17 protein-coding genes are annotated in these 16169 nt (G+C 67.0%); 7 read left to right on the top strand and 10 right to left on the bottom strand.

The genetic code is table 11. The features are described from left to right. Window position 1 precedes the first annotated feature (1 nt). Window positions 2-733, bottom strand: a complete 732-nt coding sequence (locus ABT392_RS18280; RefSeq protein WP_395385002.1) for a 16S rRNA (uracil(1498)-N(3))-methyltransferase — start codon at window positions 731-733, stop codon at window positions 2-4. 80 nt (window positions 734-813) lie between these two features. Here ABT392_RS18280 and ABT392_RS18285 point away from each other — a divergent pair, with 80 nt between their 5' ends. Next, window positions 814-1242, top strand: coding sequence for a DUF6265 family protein (locus tag ABT392_RS18285; RefSeq protein WP_395385001.1), 429 nt, complete (start codon window positions 814-816; stop codon window positions 1240-1242). A gap of 34 nt (window positions 1243-1276) precedes the next feature. On the opposite strand, the gene ABT392_RS18290 is transcribed toward ABT392_RS18285, so the two are convergent. The 4 genes from ABT392_RS18290 to ABT392_RS18305 all read right to left on the bottom strand — a co-directional run bounded on the left by ABT392_RS18290 (window position 1277) and on the right by ABT392_RS18305 (window position 5914). After that, window positions 1277-2953, bottom strand: coding sequence for a long-chain-fatty-acid--CoA ligase (locus ABT392_RS18290; protein WP_395385000.1), 1677 nt, complete (start codon window positions 2951-2953; stop codon window positions 1277-1279). Window positions 2954-3060: 107 nt separating this feature from the next. Beyond that, window positions 3061-4485, bottom strand: a complete 1425-nt coding sequence (locus ABT392_RS18295; RefSeq protein ID WP_334279557.1) for an NAD(P)(+) transhydrogenase (Re/Si-specific) subunit beta — start codon at window positions 4483-4485, stop codon at window positions 3061-3063. Beyond that, window positions 4485-4793, bottom strand: coding sequence for an NAD(P) transhydrogenase subunit alpha part 2 (locus ABT392_RS18300; RefSeq protein ID WP_334279558.1), 309 nt, complete (start codon window positions 4791-4793; stop codon window positions 4485-4487). Before ABT392_RS18300 ends, ABT392_RS18295 begins: the two co-directional genes overlap by 1 nt. 5 nt (window positions 4794-4798) lie before the next feature. Then, window positions 4799-5914 (bottom strand): Re/Si-specific NAD(P)(+) transhydrogenase subunit alpha, encoded by a 1116-nt coding sequence (locus ABT392_RS18305; RefSeq protein WP_334279559.1) that lies wholly within the window; start codon window positions 5912-5914, stop codon window positions 4799-4801. A gap of 103 nt (window positions 5915-6017) precedes the next feature. Between ABT392_RS18305 and ABT392_RS18310 the strand changes: the two genes are divergently transcribed. The 5 genes from ABT392_RS18310 (at window position 6018) to ABT392_RS18330 (ending at window position 10582) form a co-directional block, all read left to right on the top strand. Continuing rightward, on the top strand, window positions 6018-6515 hold the full coding sequence (locus tag ABT392_RS18310; RefSeq protein WP_334279560.1) for an NUDIX hydrolase: 498 nt from the start codon (window positions 6018-6020) through the stop codon (window positions 6513-6515). 40 nt (window positions 6516-6555) lie between these two features. Then, window positions 6556-7389 carry an alpha/beta hydrolase gene (locus tag ABT392_RS18315; protein ID WP_334279561.1) on the top strand — a complete coding sequence of 278 codons (834 nt, stop codon included), beginning with the start codon at window positions 6556-6558 and terminating at the stop codon, window positions 7387-7389. A gap of 40 nt (window positions 7390-7429) precedes the next feature. Then, a complete protein-coding gene (gene mnmA, locus ABT392_RS18320) occupies window positions 7430-8551 on the top strand; it encodes a tRNA 2-thiouridine(34) synthase MnmA (RefSeq protein WP_395384999.1) in 1122 nt (373 codons plus the stop codon). A 131-nt stretch (window positions 8552-8682) separates the two neighbouring features. Next, window positions 8683-9891, top strand: coding sequence for a sensor histidine kinase (locus ABT392_RS18325; protein ID WP_334279563.1), 1209 nt, complete (start codon window positions 8683-8685; stop codon window positions 9889-9891). A 7-nt stretch (window positions 9892-9898) separates the two neighbouring features. Continuing rightward, on the top strand, window positions 9899-10582 hold the full coding sequence (locus ABT392_RS18330) for a response regulator transcription factor (protein ID WP_334279564.1): 684 nt from the start codon (window positions 9899-9901) through the stop codon (window positions 10580-10582). A gap of 23 nt (window positions 10583-10605) precedes the next feature. On the opposite strand, the gene ABT392_RS18335 is transcribed toward ABT392_RS18330, so the two are convergent. Genes ABT392_RS18335 through ABT392_RS18350 form a run of 4 tightly spaced genes read right to left on the bottom strand, consistent with a single transcriptional unit; the run spans window position 10606 to window position 12987 of the window. Continuing rightward, window positions 10606-11184 carry a DUF5655 domain-containing protein gene (locus ABT392_RS18335; RefSeq protein WP_395384998.1) on the bottom strand — a complete coding sequence of 193 codons (579 nt, stop codon included), beginning with the start codon at window positions 11182-11184 and terminating at the stop codon, window positions 10606-10608. Window position 11185: 1 nt separating this feature from the next. After that, window positions 11186-11707: an SRPBCC domain-containing protein gene (locus tag ABT392_RS18340; protein WP_395384997.1), complete on the bottom strand. Its 522-nt coding sequence runs from the start codon at window positions 11705-11707 to the stop codon at window positions 11186-11188. After that, entirely contained in the window at window positions 11704-12078 is a 375-nt protein-coding gene (locus ABT392_RS18345) for an ArsR/SmtB family transcription factor (RefSeq protein ID WP_334279567.1), read from the bottom strand. Before ABT392_RS18345 ends, ABT392_RS18340 begins: the two co-directional genes overlap by 4 nt. 54 nt (window positions 12079-12132) lie before the next feature. Continuing rightward, complete coding sequence (locus ABT392_RS18350) at window positions 12133-12987, bottom strand: AraC family transcriptional regulator (RefSeq protein WP_395384996.1); 855 nt, start codon at window positions 12985-12987, stop codon at window positions 12133-12135. A gap of 51 nt (window positions 12988-13038) precedes the next feature. On the opposite strand from ABT392_RS18350, the gene ABT392_RS18355 reads away from it, so the two are divergent. Further along, a complete protein-coding gene (locus tag ABT392_RS18355; protein WP_395384995.1) occupies window positions 13039-14409 on the top strand; it encodes a cytochrome P450 in 1371 nt (456 codons plus the stop codon). On the opposite strand, the gene ABT392_RS18360 is transcribed toward ABT392_RS18355, so the two are convergent. Next, entirely contained in the window at window positions 14410-16080 is a 1671-nt protein-coding gene (locus ABT392_RS18360) for an aspartyl protease family protein (protein ID WP_395384994.1), read from the bottom strand. Between the last annotated feature and the right edge of the window lie 89 nt (window positions 16081-16169).

The following is a 16169-nucleotide window of genomic DNA, read 5'->3' on the forward strand; positions in this document are numbered from 1 at the left end:
CTCAGCGTTCGCTCAAGGCCAGCCAGCCCAGCACGGCCAATGGCGCGGTGTCGGCACGCAGGATGCGCGGGCCCAGCTGCGCCGCCACAAAGCCCCTGGCCCGCGCCGCTGCTTCTTCAGCCGGGCTCAAGCCACCTTCCGGGCCACTGAGGACCAGCGTCTGGTCAGCCGCCTGGCTGTTCAAGCGCGAGAGCGGCTCGGCCGCCGTGGGGCTCAGGAGCCAGCGGCGTTGATCGGCTGTGGGCTCGGCCAGCGACGCAAGCCAGGCAGCCAGCGTCTGCACCGGCGCGATGCGCGTGACCTTGCAGCGGCCGCTCTGCTCGGCCGCTGCAACCGCCACGCCTTGCCAATGGGCCTGCTTCTTCTCGGCCCGCTCCCCATTCAGTCGCAGCACCGAGCGCTCGCTCATCAAGGGCTGCACGCTGGCGGCACCCAGCTCGGTGGCCTTTTCCACGATGCCGTCCATGCGGTCGTTGGCCGGCATCACCACGGCCAGCGTCACCGCGTTCGCCAGCTCGCGCTGGACGAGCTGCTGCGACTGCAGGTGCACCGTCACCTCGCTGCGGCCCATGGTCAGCACCTCGGCCTGCCATTCGAAGCCCGAGCCGTCGAACAGGGTGAGGGCGGAGCCGGGCTGCAGGCGCAGGACCTGGACATGGCGGGCAGCGCCGGGCGGCAGGCTCAATTCGGTCTGGCCGGCGAGCGCAAGATCAACAAAGAAGCGGGGAGGCATGGTTGAATTGTCCCGCACTCAACGCGGAGTTTTTCATGCGCCCAGCCCTGCCTCTTGTGAGTTTTCTCTGCCTCTTGGTCATGACCACTGCTCAAGCCCAGGAGGCCGCCGCGCCGCCCGCCTGGATGGCCGGTTGCTGGAAGCTCGAGGGCGCCGAAGCGGGCTCGGCCGAGCAATGGATGGCGCCGGCCGCCGGGCAGATGATGGGCATGTCACGCACGCTGCGCCGCGGCAAGCTGGCCGAGTTCGAGTTCCTGCAGATCCGACCGAATGCCCAGGGCAAGCTGGACTTCATCGCCCAGCCGCAGGGCCGGCCACCCACGGCCTTCGGCTTGAAGGAGCAGGGGTCGCAATCGGTGCTGTTCGAGAACACCGGGCACGACTTCCCGCAGCGCATCAGCTACAAGCGCGAGGGCTTGCAGATGCAGGCCCGCATCGAAGGCCTGCGCAACGGGCAGTTGCGCGGCATCGACTTCGCGTTTCGCAAGATCGCCTGCGACGGGGAGTGAGGTCCTCGGCTCAGCGCCAGCCCGGCATGGGCGATCAGGACTTGTCGCGCAGCTCGCGGCGCAGGATCTTGCCGACCGGTGTCTTGGGCAGCTCGGTGCGGAACTCGACGATCTTGGGCCGCTTGTAGCCGGTCATGTTGGCCTCGCAATAGGCGCGCACATCGGCCTCCGTGAGGTTCGGGTCCTTCTTGACGATCACCACCTTGACCGCCTCGCCCGCTTTCGCGTCCGGCACGCCCACGGCCGCAGCCTCGAGCACGCCGGGCATCTGCGTCAGCACATCCTCGACCTCGTTCGGATAGACGTTGAAGCCGCTGACCAGGATCATGTCCTTCTTTCGGTCCACGATCTTGAAGTAGCCGCGCTCATCTTTGACACCGACGTCGCCGGTGCGGAAGAAGCCGTCGGCCGTCATGACCTTGGCGGTTTCGTCCGGGCGCTGCCAGTAGCCCGCCATGACCTGCGGGCCACGGATGGCGATCTCGCCCGCCTGGCCGGGGGCCACCTCTTGGCCGTCGTCGTCCAGCAGCTTGAGCTCGGTGCTCGGCAGCGGCAGGCCGATGGTGCCGGTGTAGGCCTCGCTGTCGGTCGGGTTGCAGGCCGCCACCGGCGAGGTTTCAGAGAGGCCGTAGCCCTCGCAGATCGGGCAACCGGTCTTCTCGAGCCAGAGCTTGGCCGTGGCCTGCTGAACGGCCATGCCGCCGCCGACCGAGATCACCAGATGGCTCCAGTCCACCGTGTTGAACTGTGGATGGTTGGCCATGGCCATGAACAGCGTGTTCACGGCCGGCAGGCTGTTGAATCGGTGCTTGGACAGCTCGGTGAACACCGCCGGCAGGTCGCGCGGGTTCGGGATCAGGATGTTGCTGCCGCCCACATGCATGGACAGCATCATGTTCGTGGTGAAACCGAAGATGTGATACAGCGGCAGCGCGCAGACGCTGACCAGCTGGTCGCTCGCCGGCACCTTCTTCAAGGCCGGCTGGTACCAGGCCTCGGCCTGCATCACATTGGCCACCAGGTTGCGGTGCAGCAGCACGGCGCCCTTGGAGACGCCCGTGGTGCCGCCGGTGTATTGCAGGACGGCGATGTCGGTCGGCAAGACCTTGGGCGCCTTGTAGCTCAGGGCCCGGCCGCGCGAAACAGCGTCCTTGTAGCGCACCGCGCTGGGCAGCTCGAACTCGGGCACCAGCTTCTTCACCTTGCGCACGACGTAGTTGACGATCATGCCCTTGGCAAAGCCGAGCAGGTCGCCCATCGAGGCCAGCACCACATGCTTGGTCGGCACGTTCTGCATGACCTGCTGCAAGGTGGCCGCGAAGTTCTCCAGGATGACGATGGCCTTGGCGCCGCTGTCCTTGAGCTGATGCTCCAGCTCGCGCGGCGTGTAGAGCGGATTGACGTTGACCACCACGAAGCCCGCGCGCAGCACGGCGGCCACGGCCACCGGGTACTGCATCACATTGGGCATCATCAGGGCGACCCGGTCGCCCTTCTCCAGGCCCAGGCTCTGCAGGTAGGCGGCCAGCGCCTTCGCTTCCAGGTCAAGCTGGCCGAAGCTGATGCCGCGGCCCATCATGGTGTAGGCCTGGCGTTCCGGGTACTTCCGGAATGCCGCCTCCATCAGGTCCACGAGGGACGGGTACTGATCAGCATTGATCTCGGCGCTCACGCCGGCCGGGTAATGCTGCAGCCAGGTCTTGCTCTCCATTGCCTTGTCTCCAGGGTTCGGGCGGCATTCTCACCGATGCCTTGACCCTTCTGTCATCGGGCGGTAACCGGGGGCGCTGTGCGCCCACCCGGTCAGCCGCCGGTTTGCTATTCCACGGCCTTCAACATGTCCTCGACCACCTTCTTGGCGTCGCCGAAGACCATCATGGTCTTGTCCATGTAGAACAGCTCGTTGTCCAGTCCTGCATAGCCAGCCGCCATCGAACGCTTGTTCACGATGATGGTCTTGGCCTTGTACGCCTCCAGGATGGGCATGCCGTAGATCGGGCTGCCCTTGATGTGGGCGGCCGGGTTCACCACGTCGTTGGCGCCGAGGATGATGGCCACATCGGCCTGTCCGAACTCGGCGTTGATGTCTTCCATCTCGAACACCTGGTCGTAAGGCACTTCGGCCTCGGCCAGCAGCACGTTCATGTGGCCCGGCATGCGGCCGGCCACGGGATGGATGGCGTACTTCACGGTCACGCCCTTTTCGGTCAGCTTGGCGGCCAGCTCCTTCACGGCATGCTGGGCGCGCGCCACCGCCAGGCCATAGCCCGGGACGATGATCACGCTCTCCGCATTGCCCATGATGAAGGCTGCGTCGTCGGCGCTGCCGCTCTTCACGTTGCGCTGCTGCGTGCTACCTGAGGCCGGGCCACCGGCCTCGCCGCCGAAGCCGCCCAGGATCACATTGAAGAACGAGCGGTTCATCGCCTTGCACATGATGTACGAGAGGATGGCGCCGGACGAGCCGACCAGCGAGCCGGCAATGATCAGCATGGAGTTGTTGAGCGAGAAGCCGATGCCCGCCGCCGCCCAGCCCGAATAGCTGTTGAGCATTGACACCACCACAGGCATGTCCGCGCCGCCGATCGGGATGATCAGCAGGACACCCAGCAGGAAGCCCAGCGCCAGCACCAGGCCGAAGTCCATCCAGGAGGCCGAATGCCAGAAGCCGAAGATGAAGAAAGCCGAGGCCAGGCCCAGCACCAGGTTCAGCGGATGCTGGCCGGTGAAGGTGACGGGCGCGCCCTGGAACAGGCGGAACTTGTACTTGCCGCTGAGCTTGCCGAAGGCGATCACCGAACCGCTGAAGGTGATGGCACCGATGAAGGCGCCCAGGGCCAGCTCGATGCGGTTGCCGCCGGGAATCAGCTCACGCGTGGGCGCAATGCCGAAGGCATTGGGCTCCAGCACGGCCGTGCTCGCGATGAAGACCGCCGCCAGGCCGATCATGCTGTGCATGAACGCGACCAGCTCGGGCATCTTGGTCATCTCGACCTTGTTGGCCATGTAGGTGCCCAGGCCGCCACCAATCAGGAGGCCGACCAGCACATAGCTCAGCCCGAAGAGGTTGCCATGCGCCAGCTTGACGATCAGGGCCGCCGTGGTGACCGTGGCGATCAACATGCCGGCCATGCCGAAGAGGTTGCCGCGGATCGAGGTGGTCGGATGCGACAGGCCCTTCAAGGCCTGGATGAAGAAGACGCTCGCAACGAGGTAGAGCAGGGTGACAAGGTTCATGCTCATCACTTGCCCTCCTTCTTCGGCGCCTTTTTCTTGAACATCTCAAGCATTCTTCGCGTGACCAGAAAGCCGCCGAACACATTCACCGCCGCCAGCGCCACGGCCAGCGTGCCCATGAACTTGCCGGCATCGGTTTCAGTCAAGGCCGCCGCCAGCATGGCACCGACGATGACGATGGCCGAGATCGCGTTGGTCACCGCCATCAGCGGCGTGTGCAGGGCGGGCGTGACGGTCCAGACCACGTGGTAGCCCACGTAGATGGCCAGCACGAAGATGATCAGGTTGGTGACCAGGGGGGAGACCAGTTCCATCGCTCTCAGCTCCTCTTGACCGTGCCACCCTGCGTCATCAGGCAGGCAGCGACGATGTCGTCATCCATCGGAACCTGGAAGCCGCCATCCTTTGGCAGCACCAGCTTGAGAAAGTCCAGCACATTGCGGGCGTAGAGCGCCGAGGCGTCTGCCGCCACGAGCGCGGCCAGGTTGGTCTCGCCGACCAGGGTCACTCCATGCTTGACCACGGTGGTGCCGGCCTCGGTCAGCGGGCAGTTGCCGCCGGCCGGGGCGGCGATGTCGACGATCACCGAGCCCGGCTTCATGCTCTTCACCATCTCCTCGGTCACCAGCACCGGGGCGGCGCGCCCGGGGATCAGGGCCGTGGTGATCACGATGTCGGCCTGCGCCACGCGCTTGGCCACCTCGACCTTCTGGCGTTCCAGCCAGCTGGGCGGCATCGGTTTGGCGTAGCCGCCCGAGCCCTGCGCGGCTTCCTTCTCTTCCTCGGTGTCGTACGACACGTCGATGAACTTGGCGCCCAGCGACTCGACCTGTTCCTTGACCGAGGGCCGCACGTCCGAGGCCTCGATCACCGCGCCCAGGCGCTTGGCCGTGGCAATGGCCTGCAGGCCGGCGACGCCGACGCCCAGCACGACCACGCGTGCGGCCTTCACCGTGCCGGCCGCCGTCATCAGCATCGGGAAGAAGCGCTGGTATTTGTCGGCCGCGATCATCACGGCCTTGTAGCCGGCGATATTGGCCTGGCTGGACAGCACGTCCATGCTCTGCGCCCGGGTGGTGCGGGGCGCGGCTTCCAGGGCGAAGCTCGTGAGGCCGGCGCCTGCCAGGGCCTCCAGGCCCGGCCGGTCGAAGGGGTTCAGCATGCCGACCAGGGCCGCGCCTGACTTCATGAGGCCCAGCTCCTCCGCGTTCGGGCTCTTCACCTTCAGCACCAGCTCGGCGCCGAGGGCGGCCGCACGGTCCACGATCTGGGCGCCGGCGGCCACATAGGCCTCGTCGATGGCACTGGCGCTGACGCCTGCACCGCTCTCGATGAGCAAGGCATGGCCTTGCGCCACCAGCTTCTTGGCCGTCTCTGGGGTGACGGCCACGCGAGTTTCTCCGGCCGCGCTTTCGCGCGGAACACCAATCTGCATGAATCCCTCCTGGGGAAAATCTGAGTTCGGGCCAGCGGCTGCTTTCGCGGAGCTTACACAATAGGGATGACACCCGACACCCGTACAAGCGAGCAAGCCACAGATGCCCAATCACGAACGCTTCCGGCCCTCGGTCACCGTGGCCGCCGTCATCGAGCGGGACGGCCATTACCTGCTGGTCGAAGAGGAGACGCCCGAAGGCCTGATGCTCAACAACCCGGCCGGGCACCTGGAAGAAGGCGAGTCGCCACTGGAGGCGGTGGTGCGGGAGGCGCTGGAGGAAACGGCCAGGCCATTCACACCGGAGTTCTTTCTTGGCGCCTACATGGCACGCTTCGTGCGGCCGGCCCGGCATGAGGATGTGACCTATCTGCGCCTGGCCTTCGGTGGCCGCGCCGGTGATGAGATCGCCGGCAGGGTGCTGGACCAGGGCATCGTCCGCACGCTGTGGATGAGCCTGGAGGAGCTGCGCGCCACCGCTGAGCGGCACCGCAGCCCGCTGGTGCTGCGCTGCTGCGAAGACCATGCGGCCGGGCGGTGCCTGCCGCTGGACGTGATCCGGGTCGATGCTTCGCTCTATGCGCCGCTGGTCAAGTCCTGAGCTCTACACTGCCGCGCAAATTCACTGGAAGCGCTCACTGATGAATCAGCTGCGACGACTGTTGGCCAGCACCTGCCTGCTGGTCGCCCTTTCCCCGGCCTGGTCCGCTGGCTTCGATGAAGCAGTCAAACCGCTGGTGATCGGCGAGACGCTGACCATCAAGTCCCAGGCCGTCGGCGAAAGCCGCCGCATCAACGTCTACCTGCCGGCCGGTTATGCCCAGGCACCCAAGGAGCGCTGGCCGGTGCTCTACATGCCCGACGGCGGCCTGGCGGAAGACTTCCTGCATGTGGCCGGGCTCTTGCAGGTCTCGGCGGCCAACCTGACGATGCGGCCCTTCATCCTGGTGGGCATCGAGAACACCGAGCGTCGCCGCGACCTGACCGGCCCGACCGAACAGGCCTCGGACCGCAAGATCGCGCCTCGCGTCGGCGGCTCGGCGGCCTTTCGCCAATTCATCCGCGAGGAGCTGATGCCGGCGGTGCAGGCGCGCTACCGCACGACCCAGGAGCGGGCCATCATCGGCGAGTCGCTGGCCGGGCTCTTCGTCGTCGAGACCTGGGTGCTGGAGCCGGCGCTGTTCGACACCTATATCGCACTCGACCCCAGCCTCTGGTGGAACAAGGAAGGGCTGATCGCCACGGCCGCCCAGACGCTGAAGACACGCCCGGCCAGCGTGAAGCCGGCGCTCCTCGTGGCCAGCAGCAGCGAGCCGACGATTCTTGAGCCGGCCAGGCGCTTTGCCGAGCTGCTGACCCAGGCCAAGGCCGCCCACTGGAAGTTGCTGCCGCTGCCCGACGAGACGCACATGACGGTCTACCACCCGGCCGCCCTGATCGCCGTGCGCCAGCTGTTCAAGCCGGCAAAGCCCTGACGGCAGCGCCGGGCCTGGGGCTTGCGGGACAATTGCCACCATGAGTTCCGGGAATCCCAAGAAGCAGCGCGTGGTCGTCGGCCTGTCCGGCGGCGTCGATTCGGCCGTCACCGCCCATTTGCTGAAGCAGCAGGGCCACGAGGTGGTCGGTATCTTCATGAAGAACTGGGAAGATGACGACGACAGCGAGTACTGCTCCTCCAACATCGATTTCGTCGATGCGGCAGCCGTGGCCGACGTGATCGGCATCGAGATCGAACATGTCAACTTCGCCGCCGACTACAAGGACCGCGTGTTCGCCGCCTTCCTGCGCGAGTACCAGGCCGGCCGCACGCCCAACCCCGACGTGCTGTGCAATGCCGAGATCAAGTTCAAGGCCTTTCTCGACCATGCGATGCGCCTGGGCGCCGAAAAGATCGCGACCGGTCATTACGCCAGAGTCCGCGAGTTCAATGGTGAGGTTCAGTTGCTGAAGGGCCTGGACCACACCAAGGACCAGAGCTACTTCCTGCACCGCCTGAACCAGGCGCAGCTGGCCAAGACCATGTTCCCGGTTGGCGAGCTCAAGAAGACCGAGGTGCGCCGCATTGCCGAGGAAATCGGCCTGCCCAATGCGAAGAAGAAGGACTCGACCGGCATCTGCTTCATCGGTGAGCGGCCTTTCCGCGAGTTCCTGAACCGCTATCTGGCGCACAAGCCCGGCGCTATCAAGGACGACCGCGGCCGCAAGCTGGGAGAGCATGTCGGCCTGTCCTTCTACACGCTGGGCCAGCGCCAGGGCCTGGGCATTGGCGGCGTGAAGGAGAAGGGCAGCCCGCGCGGCGGCGGTGCGCACGAGCCCTGGTTCGTGGCCCGCAAGGACATGGAAAGCAACACGCTGATCGTGGTGCAGGGCCATGACCACCCCTGGTTGCAAAGCCGGATGCTGGTGGCCGACGACCTGCGCTGGTGCAGCGGCCATGCGCCAACTGAGGTCGACCTGGCCGCCAAGAGCCGCTACCGCCAGGCCGATTCAGCCTGCCAGTTCACCGATCTGCCGCCGGACCGTTTCATGCTCCGCTTCCCCGAGCCGCAATGGGCGGTGACGCCAGGGCAGAGCGCCGTGATCTATGACGGCGAGGTCTGCCTGGGTGGCGGCGTCATCGTCGGCGCCGAGGCCTGACGGGCCGGATGGCACCGGGTCGGGGGATCGCATGACCATCGGCACGGTGATCAAAGTCCCGGCTCTGGCACGCTTCGCACCTTTTGCTCGCCGGGAACTCCGTGGACCGCATTGAACGCCTGCTCCAGCAAATGGCCCGACCCGGGGTCGTGCTGCGCATTGCTGCGTTGTCGATCTGCCTGCTCGAGCTGATTGCCGCCGGCGCCGCGCTGGCCGGCCGCCGCACCGATGCCTACGACGGCATCCTGCCCAATCTCTACCGTCGCCTGGGCGGTGCCAGCGACGACCTGGGTCTCTTGCTCGCCTGCCTGACGCTGCTGGCCCTGTTCGCCTATGGCTGCTGGCGCCTGACCGCGCAAGCCGGCGACACCCCGCCGCGCCATGCGCTGGCCGGCCTGATCGGCCTGAACGCCCTCGCCCTGGCCGTGACGCCGGGCCTGCCCTTCCTCGTGACCGCCCTGGCCACCGTGCAACTGCGCAGCCGCCAGGCGCTGATCTTCGGCCTCGGCCAGGTCGGCATCGGCCTGCTGCTCTACCTCGTGCTGCCGAGCGACAGCCAGCGGGCCGAGCTGCTCAGCTCCGAGCTGCCGGTGTGGGTCAATGCCATGTCTCAGTTGATGGCCCTGGTGGCCCTGCATGGCCTGGCTTTCGGCCTCGGCCGCATGGCGGCGGCAGAAACCGAGAAGCGCCGCTGGCTGCAGGCCATGCTGGCCGAGCGCATGAGCGCCGAGCAGTGGCAGGCCGAGCAGATGCGCTATGCCGAGCGCCAATTGATGGCGCGCGAGCTGCACGACGTGGTCGGCCACCATCTCACCGCCCTGAACCTTCATTTGCAGGTCGGCTCGGCCCTCTTGCAGCGCGACGATGCAGCGGCCGCCGCCCAGGCCGTGGCCAAGGCCCAGCAAGGCGCCGCGGCCCTGCTCGCGGACGTGCGCGCCGCCGTCTCGGCCGAGCGCAATGCCCAGCGCATCGACCTGAGCAGCGCGCTGGAGGCGCTGGCCGCCGGCATCAGCCATCCGCGCATCCAGCTGGATATTGCCCCAGCCGCCCGCGACCTGGGCCCGAGAACGGCGCACGCCTTGCTGCGCTGCGTACAGGAGGCGGTCACCAACAGCGTCCGCCATTCGCACGCCAGCGAAATCCGCATATGCTTGTCGGCGCCGAGCGCTGAAGCAGTGCGCGTGAGCGTTGAAGACAACGGCCAGGGCCCCCGCGTCCTGCAGCCCGGCAACGGGCTCAAGGGCATGGCCGAACGGATGAATGAGCTGGGAGGCAGCATGGGCACGCGCTCGCTGCAGCCCGGATTCGCAATCGAATTGCAGTGCCCCAGAACAGCCTGAGTACCCCATGAGCAAGAGCATCAATCCGCAAGCCCCCTCGTCCCACATCAAGCTGCTGCTGGTCGAGGATCAGCAACTGGTCCGCGAAGGCCTGAAGGGCCTGTTGGCCCTGCACGAGGAAATCGAGCTGGTGGGCGAGGCCAGCGACGGTGCGGCCGCGCTGGAGTGGATCTCGGCCGCCCAGGCGGAGCAACTGCCCGACGTGATCCTCTCGGACATGCGCATGCCGCGCATGGACGGCGTCGGCCTGATCCGCGCCCTGGCCGCCCGGGCCCTGAAGATCCCGGTACTCCTCTTGACCACCTTCGACGACAGCGCCGCCTTCGACGAAGCCGTCTCGGCCGGTGCCCGCGGCTTCCTGCTCAAGGCCACCAGCCCCGAGGTGCTGTTCCATTCGCTGCGCGACGTGGCCGCCGGCGGCACGGCGCTGCGCCCCCTGATCACCGAGCGCATCGAGCGCCACAGCGGCGAGCGCGCCTTCAGCGCCACGCCCGAACCCGATCCGCTGTCACCCAAGGAGCTGCAGGTCCTGCGCCTCGTCGCCAGCGGCCGCAGCAACACCGAAATCGCCGCCCTGCTGGGCAACAGCGAGGGCGTGATCAAGAACCACTGCTCGACGGTGTTCTCGAAGATGGGCGTGCGGGACCGGACGCAGGCGGTGTTGAGGGCGATTGATCTGGGGTGGATCTGAGGCGGCTGGCCGGCTGACCAGGCTCAAGCAGCCGCCTGATAGGCCGCAGCGATCCAGCCCAGCAGCACCGCGTCAACCTGGCTGGCATCGCTGATGCGCGTCGTCGCCTGGCACATGCCGCCGGGCGCCAGGATCTTCAGCCGCGCGTGCGGCTCCAGGGTCTTGCAGTTCAGCCCGATCTCGACCTCGCTGGCCGTGGCCGGCCCGACCATGGCGAACTGCTTGCTGCGGCGCAGGCTGAGATACGTCTTCTTGGGCGCGATCTCGAAATCACCGAGTTCTGCAATGCGCACCATCACGGCGTCATGCAAGGGCCGCAGCGCTGCCTTCTTGCCGGTGTAGATGGCATCCAGCGGGTCGCCTTCGGCAGCTGGCGGCGCAGCACCCACTTGGACATCGGGCAGCGGCTTGCCGATGAAGTGCACCACGGTGTTGGCGTCGCCATGGCCCAGACCGAAGCGCTCCATCACCCAGCTGCGCTTCTCGGCGTACTTCTCCTTGCCGCTGGCCTCGATCTGCTCATGCATCTGCGCGAGGGTGAGGCCGGTCTTGGCCTGGATGTTCTTCACCTGCGTGAGCAGGGCTGCTTGGGGGTCTGCCATCTCAGTCTCCTTTTGCTTTCATGGGCCAATTGGCGCTGCGGCAGCGCTTGGGCAAGACGAACTCCATGTGGTTCATCATGAAGTACATCAGCTTGGTAGACAGCGGCAGGCCCTGGCCCTCGGCCAGCAGCTTCAGGTGCTTGAGGATGAAATCGCCACCGCTGGCCATGGCCTTGCCCGTGGCCGTGCCCTCCGGGATGCCGACCACGCGCAAGGTGACCTCGACCTCGCCGCCGCCCAGCTCCTTCAGCTCGTAATGCACCTCGCAGACCGGGTCGTCGTGCTGCGTGAAGCGGTGCGTGTGCGCAAAGTGGTGCGGCGGATTGCAGACCAGCACCCGGCCATCGACGATCACGTTCTTGCCGCTGCCGGTGCGCATCTGCATCGGCGCGCCGGGACCCAGGACCGTGGTGTGCAGCCAGGCGTCGTAGATCGCGCCCTGCGCCTCGTCGGTCTTGGTCAGCTCGCGCCAGATGCGCTCGATAGGCGCGCTGATCTTGATGCGGAAAACGCGTTCGCTCATGGCTGTGACTTCCTCTTGGGGGTGGGGAACAGGGAATGCACCTCGGCGCCTTCGGCCGCGTACTTCAGAGCCGTCAGTCGGGGCGCCCAGTAGGCGCTGAGCTCGGTACTCCAGCGCTCGTGGATCAGCTGCATGGGCGCGGCATTGAACCAGAGCAGGCGCTCGCGACCTTCTTTGCGGGAGATGACGAGATTGCCGCGCTCCAGCACCTGCAGGTGCTTCATCACGCCGAAGCGGCTCAGCTCGCCCTCGAAACACTCGCACAGCCGCGCCACATTGCAGCCGGGCTCCTTGACCAGCCAGTCGAGCATGCGCCGACGCGGCTCGGAGGCCAGGGCATGGAAGGTGGCGTCGAGTTCGTCGGGCTTCATAGGTGACTCAATGGTCACATATAAGGAACGGACTGGCAAGCCCATTCCTGAGCATCAGGTCCAGAGCCGGTAGGGCCAGAATGCCAACTCGCTGCGCATGCGCTGTCGCAAGTCCTCGGGGCTGAAGCCGGTCAGGCGGCGCGTCTCGCGACACAAGTGGGATTGATCGGCGTAGTCGGTCTGCAGGGCCAGCTCGGCCCAGGACGGCGCTTGCGCCTCAGCCACGGCCGCAAGAAAGGCTTGCTCGCCGCGCGACACCGCCCGCAGCTCGCGCATCGGCAGGCCGGCCCAGGCCTTGATGCGCCGCTCGAACTGCCGCATGCTGCGCCCGGCCGCGCTGCCGGCGGCACGCACGGCCAATGCCTCCAGCCACTGCGAATAGCGCTGGCCAGCGCCTTCATGCGCAGCAACAGGCTGCCACCTCGGCGCGACGAAGGCTTCGATCGCCGCGAGCCGGGCTTCGTCGTCCGCGAGCCCGGCCAGGGACGCGGTCCAGTCCAGCCAGTCCGGAGGCAGCAGGCTGGCTGCATCCACGCAGCGGTCCACCAGCGAGGCGGCGTCAATGCCGGTCAGCAGGCGGAAGGCGTCCGGCAGGAAAAGCAGCTGCAAGCCGTGGACGCCCGCGGGCGCCACACGCAGATGCGTCGGGCCCGTGATAGGCCCCGACAGCGCCACCGGCCAGACCCGGAAGCCGGCAGACGGCGGCACGAAGCCGGGCGAGGCCAGCCATTCGGCGGAGCCTGCAAAGGTAAAGGTCAGGCAGACCAGCGGCGAGGCCGGGTAGTAGGTATCGAGCTCATCGCCATGCAGGAGCAGGCTGCGCGTGTCGCGCAGAAAGCCGGCGCGCACACAGCCCGCCAGGCTCAGCGGGGGCAGCCAGAGGCGCGCGCCATCATTCATGCGGATCATTGTGTCGCAATCGTTCTATAGGCCCGCCGCCCCAATGGGCACCATGCCGCCATGCAAATCCACTACGACGATCTCCCCGGCCCTGAGACCCGCTGGTTCGGCCTGAGCAATCTGCTGGCGATGAGCCGCGACTACCTGGGCCTGCTGGAACGCCATCAGCGCGAGCACGGCGACCTGGTACGGCTGCAAATCGTCAACGAGCGCACGCTGGACCTCTTCCATCCCGAGTTGGTGCGCCGCCTGCTGATCGACCATGCGGACGACCTGATCCGGTGGGAGCGGGGCACTGAAGTGTTCGCCGAATCGGTGGGGCAGTCGGTGCTGGTGACCGAAGGGCCGACCTGGCAGCGCCAACGGCGGATGCTGATGCAGGCCTTCACGCCGAAGAAGGTGGCCGGCTATGCAGCACAGATGGCCGAGGCCGGCGAGGCCGGGCTTGCCCAGGTGCAAGCTGGGGTCACTGCGATGGACGCGCTGTTCAGCCAGCTGACCATGGACGTGATCTCGCGCACCTTGTTCAGTCGACCGATAGGCGCCAACACCAACGAGGCCGCCGCCGCGGTGCAGAAGCTCAGCGAGATCGGCCTGCGCGAGATGTTCTGGCCGATGACCTTGCCGGACTGGCTGCCGCTGCCCGGCAAGGCCGCCAAGCGCCGCGCGCTGCGCCTGCTCAACGGCCTCTTGAATGAACGCATCGACGAGCGCCGCCGATCAGGCGAGGTCCGCACCGATCTGCTGGGCATGCTGCTGGCGCTGCGCGACGACGAGGCAGGTGGCGGCGCGCTCACCGAGCGGGAGGTTTTTGACCAGTGCATGCTGAGCTTCCAGGCTGGCCACGAGACCAGCGCCACGGCGCTGCTGTGGTGGAGCTGGCTGATGGCCCGGCACCCGGCGGCCCAGCAACGTGCGGCCGAAGAAATCGGCTCCCGTCTGCAAGGCCGCGCGCCCGGCACCGACGACCTGGCCCATCTGCCCTGGCTCGGTGCCACCTTGAAGGAAGCGATGCGCCTGTATCCGCCCGCCGCTGCGCTGCTGACGCGCCGGCTCAAGCGCGAGATCGAGCTGCAGTTGACGGACGGCCGAACACTGCGCCTGCAGGCGCGCACCATGGTTCGCGTGACGCCTTGGCTGCTGCAGCGCGACCCACGCTGGTGGCCGCGCGGCCCCGACGAATTCCGGCCCGAGCGCTTTCTGCCCGGTGCGCCGGACGAGATTGCGCGCGGCGCCTACATTCCCTTCGGCCTGGGCCCGCGCGTGTGCCTGGGCCAGCATTTCGCGCTGATGGAGATGAACATCCTCGCCGCCCAGTTGCTGCAGCGTTTCAGCTTGCAGCCGCTTGATGGCGAGGCAGAGCCGGTGCCGCGCCTGGCCGTTACCCTGCGGCCGGCGGGCGGGTTGAGATTGAGGCTGGAGGCGCGTTGATCAGATGGGCGATTCGCTCAGCAGCGCCCCGAAGCCGGCCTTGCGCACCCCGTCCTCGATCTTTGGATCAAGCTTTCGCGCCGCCTCCAGGTCGCGTTGCGCTGCTTCGGGATTGCCCAATCGTTGCAGGGCGATGGCCCGGCCAAAGTGCGCCCATGCAATGGGCTGGCGCTCAATGGCGGCGTCGAAAGCCTTGCGGGCGTTGGCAGCCTCACCGAGCCGCAGGTAGGTCCAGCCCAGGCTGTCTCGATAGGACGGCTCGGCGCCATCCTTGTCGATCGCCTGCTTGCAGTCCTCCAAGGCCTTGGGCAGCTCGATATTCAGGCGCGCGCGCAGCCAGCAGCGCTGGTTGAGCACATGGGAAAACCTGGCGTCGCTGCGGCGCGTCGGCAGCCAGAGCTCCCACTGCCGGAAGGCCTCGGGCGCCAGGTTCAGCTCGGCATAGAGGCTGGCCATATTCATCCGCAAGGGGGCTGAGGGGCTCAAGGCGGCATCGAGGGCCTGCAGGTCGGCTTCGGCACCGGCCCGGTTCTTCGTGGCGAAGCGAAAACCAGCCCTGTCCATCTGCGCCTCGGCCAGCGTGGGCTGCAGGCGCAAGGCTTCGTCGAAGTCCGCCAGGGCTTCGCGCGGCTGCCGCAGCGCCAGCTTGACCCGGGCGCGCGCATGGAAATGGTGTGCGTCCGTCGGCGCGAGTTCACAAGCGCGATCCAGGTCCTTCAGGGCAGCCGCGTGATCCCCGCGGGTCACGGCCGCCGCCGCGCGAGCGGCAAATCCGTTGGCGTTCTCGGGCGCAACGTCTGCCGGCACAGCCGCATGGCTCTGGTCGTAAACGCCCTCTTGGCCAGCACGGGCGAAGACCGGGCCGCCGTTCCAGGTGGCGTACAGCTTGTTCTGGCCCCGCGATACATAGATCCGGTGCGACAGGAAATAGTCGAGGCCGATCAGCATGTCGTCGTCGCCCTTGGAGGTCTCGTCGATCGCGAATCGGTTGTTGGCGATCTTCTCGCCGCCGAGCTCGAAGGCCGTCACATTGGCCGTCCAGGAGCGCACCCTGCCATCGCCCGCGCCGCCCACCAGGCCGACCATTTCCATTTCCTTGTCGTCGATGCCGGCACGGCGTGCCGCGCGCATCTTCAGTGCGGTGCCCGGTGCGCCCGTGTCCAGCACCGCAATCAATTTCCTGCCGTTCACGCGCACGGGCACGCGGATCGCACCGTCCCGGCGGTGCAGGTCTTCGCTGATGACGGGCGCATCGCCTGCCCAGTAGGCAAGGTTGGTGTCGCGGCATTCACCGAGCGGAAAGACCAGGCGGATCACCCCACGCGCCAGGTCGTACTCGGTGTCGCCGGCCGCCAGCAGGTTGCGCCCGAGGATGCCGCGAATGCCTGAGCCCAGCTCGTTGCCCCCGACGATGAATTCAACATTGGGAATCTCGGCGCTCTGGATCTTGATCTTGTCGACCTTCGTGCGCTTGGCCTCGATGCGGCCGGTGTATCCCTCAAGCCGGAGGTCCCCCGGCAGCTCGCGCAAGGGCAGCTGCAGCTCGGCCGCCGTGGAGGCCTGCAGGAAGCTGTAGAACGCACCGCTGTCGACCAGCATTGGCAGCGCGACGCCGTTGACTTCGACCGTCGCAATCGGCCGGTGATTGACCAGGCGAACCGGGATCTCCATCGAACGCAGCTTGCATTCGGCCCAGGCTGGCAGTCCGGCCGAGATCAAGCTGAGGGCTGCCAGAAGCGGCAACCAGCGCCTCGCTGCAC

Origin of the sequence: Paucibacter sp. JuS9 (assembly GCF_044043925.2) — a bacterium.
Taxonomy (GTDB): Bacteria; Pseudomonadota; Gammaproteobacteria; order Burkholderiales; family Burkholderiaceae_C; genus JAUASW01.

What these genes read in the sequence shown, in the direction of transcription:
- ABT392_RS18280 (WP_395385002.1), bottom strand. Translation starts at nt 733, where the DNA reads ATGCCTCCCCGCTTCTTTGTTGATCTTGCGCTCGCCGGCCAGACCGAA.
- ABT392_RS18285 (WP_395385001.1), top strand. Translation starts at nt 814, where the DNA reads ATGACCACTGCTCAAGCCCAGGAGGCCGCCGCGCCGCCCGCCTGGATG.
- ABT392_RS18290 (WP_395385000.1), bottom strand. Translation starts at nt 2,953, where the DNA reads ATGGAGAGCAAGACCTGGCTGCAGCATTACCCGGCCGGCGTGAGCGCC.
- ABT392_RS18295 (WP_334279557.1), bottom strand. Translation starts at nt 4,485, where the DNA reads ATGAGCATGAACCTTGTCACCCTGCTCTACCTCGTTGCGAGCGTCTTC.
- ABT392_RS18300 (WP_334279558.1), bottom strand. Translation starts at nt 4,793, where the DNA reads ATGGAACTGGTCTCCCCCCTGGTCACCAACCTGATCATCTTCGTGCTG.
- ABT392_RS18305 (WP_334279559.1), bottom strand. Translation starts at nt 5,914, where the DNA reads ATGCAGATTGGTGTTCCGCGCGAAAGCGCGGCCGGAGAAACTCGCGTG.
- ABT392_RS18310 (WP_334279560.1), top strand. Translation starts at nt 6,018, where the DNA reads ATGCCCAATCACGAACGCTTCCGGCCCTCGGTCACCGTGGCCGCCGTC.
- ABT392_RS18315 (WP_334279561.1), top strand. Translation starts at nt 6,556, where the DNA reads ATGAATCAGCTGCGACGACTGTTGGCCAGCACCTGCCTGCTGGTCGCC.
- mnmA (WP_395384999.1), top strand. Translation starts at nt 7,430, where the DNA reads ATGAGTTCCGGGAATCCCAAGAAGCAGCGCGTGGTCGTCGGCCTGTCC.
- ABT392_RS18325 (WP_334279563.1), top strand. Translation starts at nt 8,683, where the DNA reads ATGGCCCGACCCGGGGTCGTGCTGCGCATTGCTGCGTTGTCGATCTGC.
- ABT392_RS18330 (WP_334279564.1), top strand. Translation starts at nt 9,899, where the DNA reads ATGAGCAAGAGCATCAATCCGCAAGCCCCCTCGTCCCACATCAAGCTG.
- ABT392_RS18335 (WP_395384998.1), bottom strand. Translation starts at nt 11,184, where the DNA reads ATGGCAGACCCCCAAGCAGCCCTGCTCACGCAGGTGAAGAACATCCAG.
- ABT392_RS18340 (WP_395384997.1), bottom strand. Translation starts at nt 11,707, where the DNA reads ATGAGCGAACGCGTTTTCCGCATCAAGATCAGCGCGCCTATCGAGCGC.
- ABT392_RS18345 (WP_334279567.1), bottom strand. Translation starts at nt 12,078, where the DNA reads ATGAAGCCCGACGAACTCGACGCCACCTTCCATGCCCTGGCCTCCGAG.
- ABT392_RS18350 (WP_395384996.1), bottom strand. Translation starts at nt 12,987, where the DNA reads ATGATCCGCATGAATGATGGCGCGCGCCTCTGGCTGCCCCCGCTGAGC.
- ABT392_RS18355 (WP_395384995.1), top strand. Translation starts at nt 13,039, where the DNA reads ATGCAAATCCACTACGACGATCTCCCCGGCCCTGAGACCCGCTGGTTC.
- ABT392_RS18360 (WP_395384994.1), bottom strand. Translation starts at nt 16,080, where the DNA reads ATGGAGATCCCGGTTCGCCTGGTCAATCACCGGCCGATTGCGACGGTC.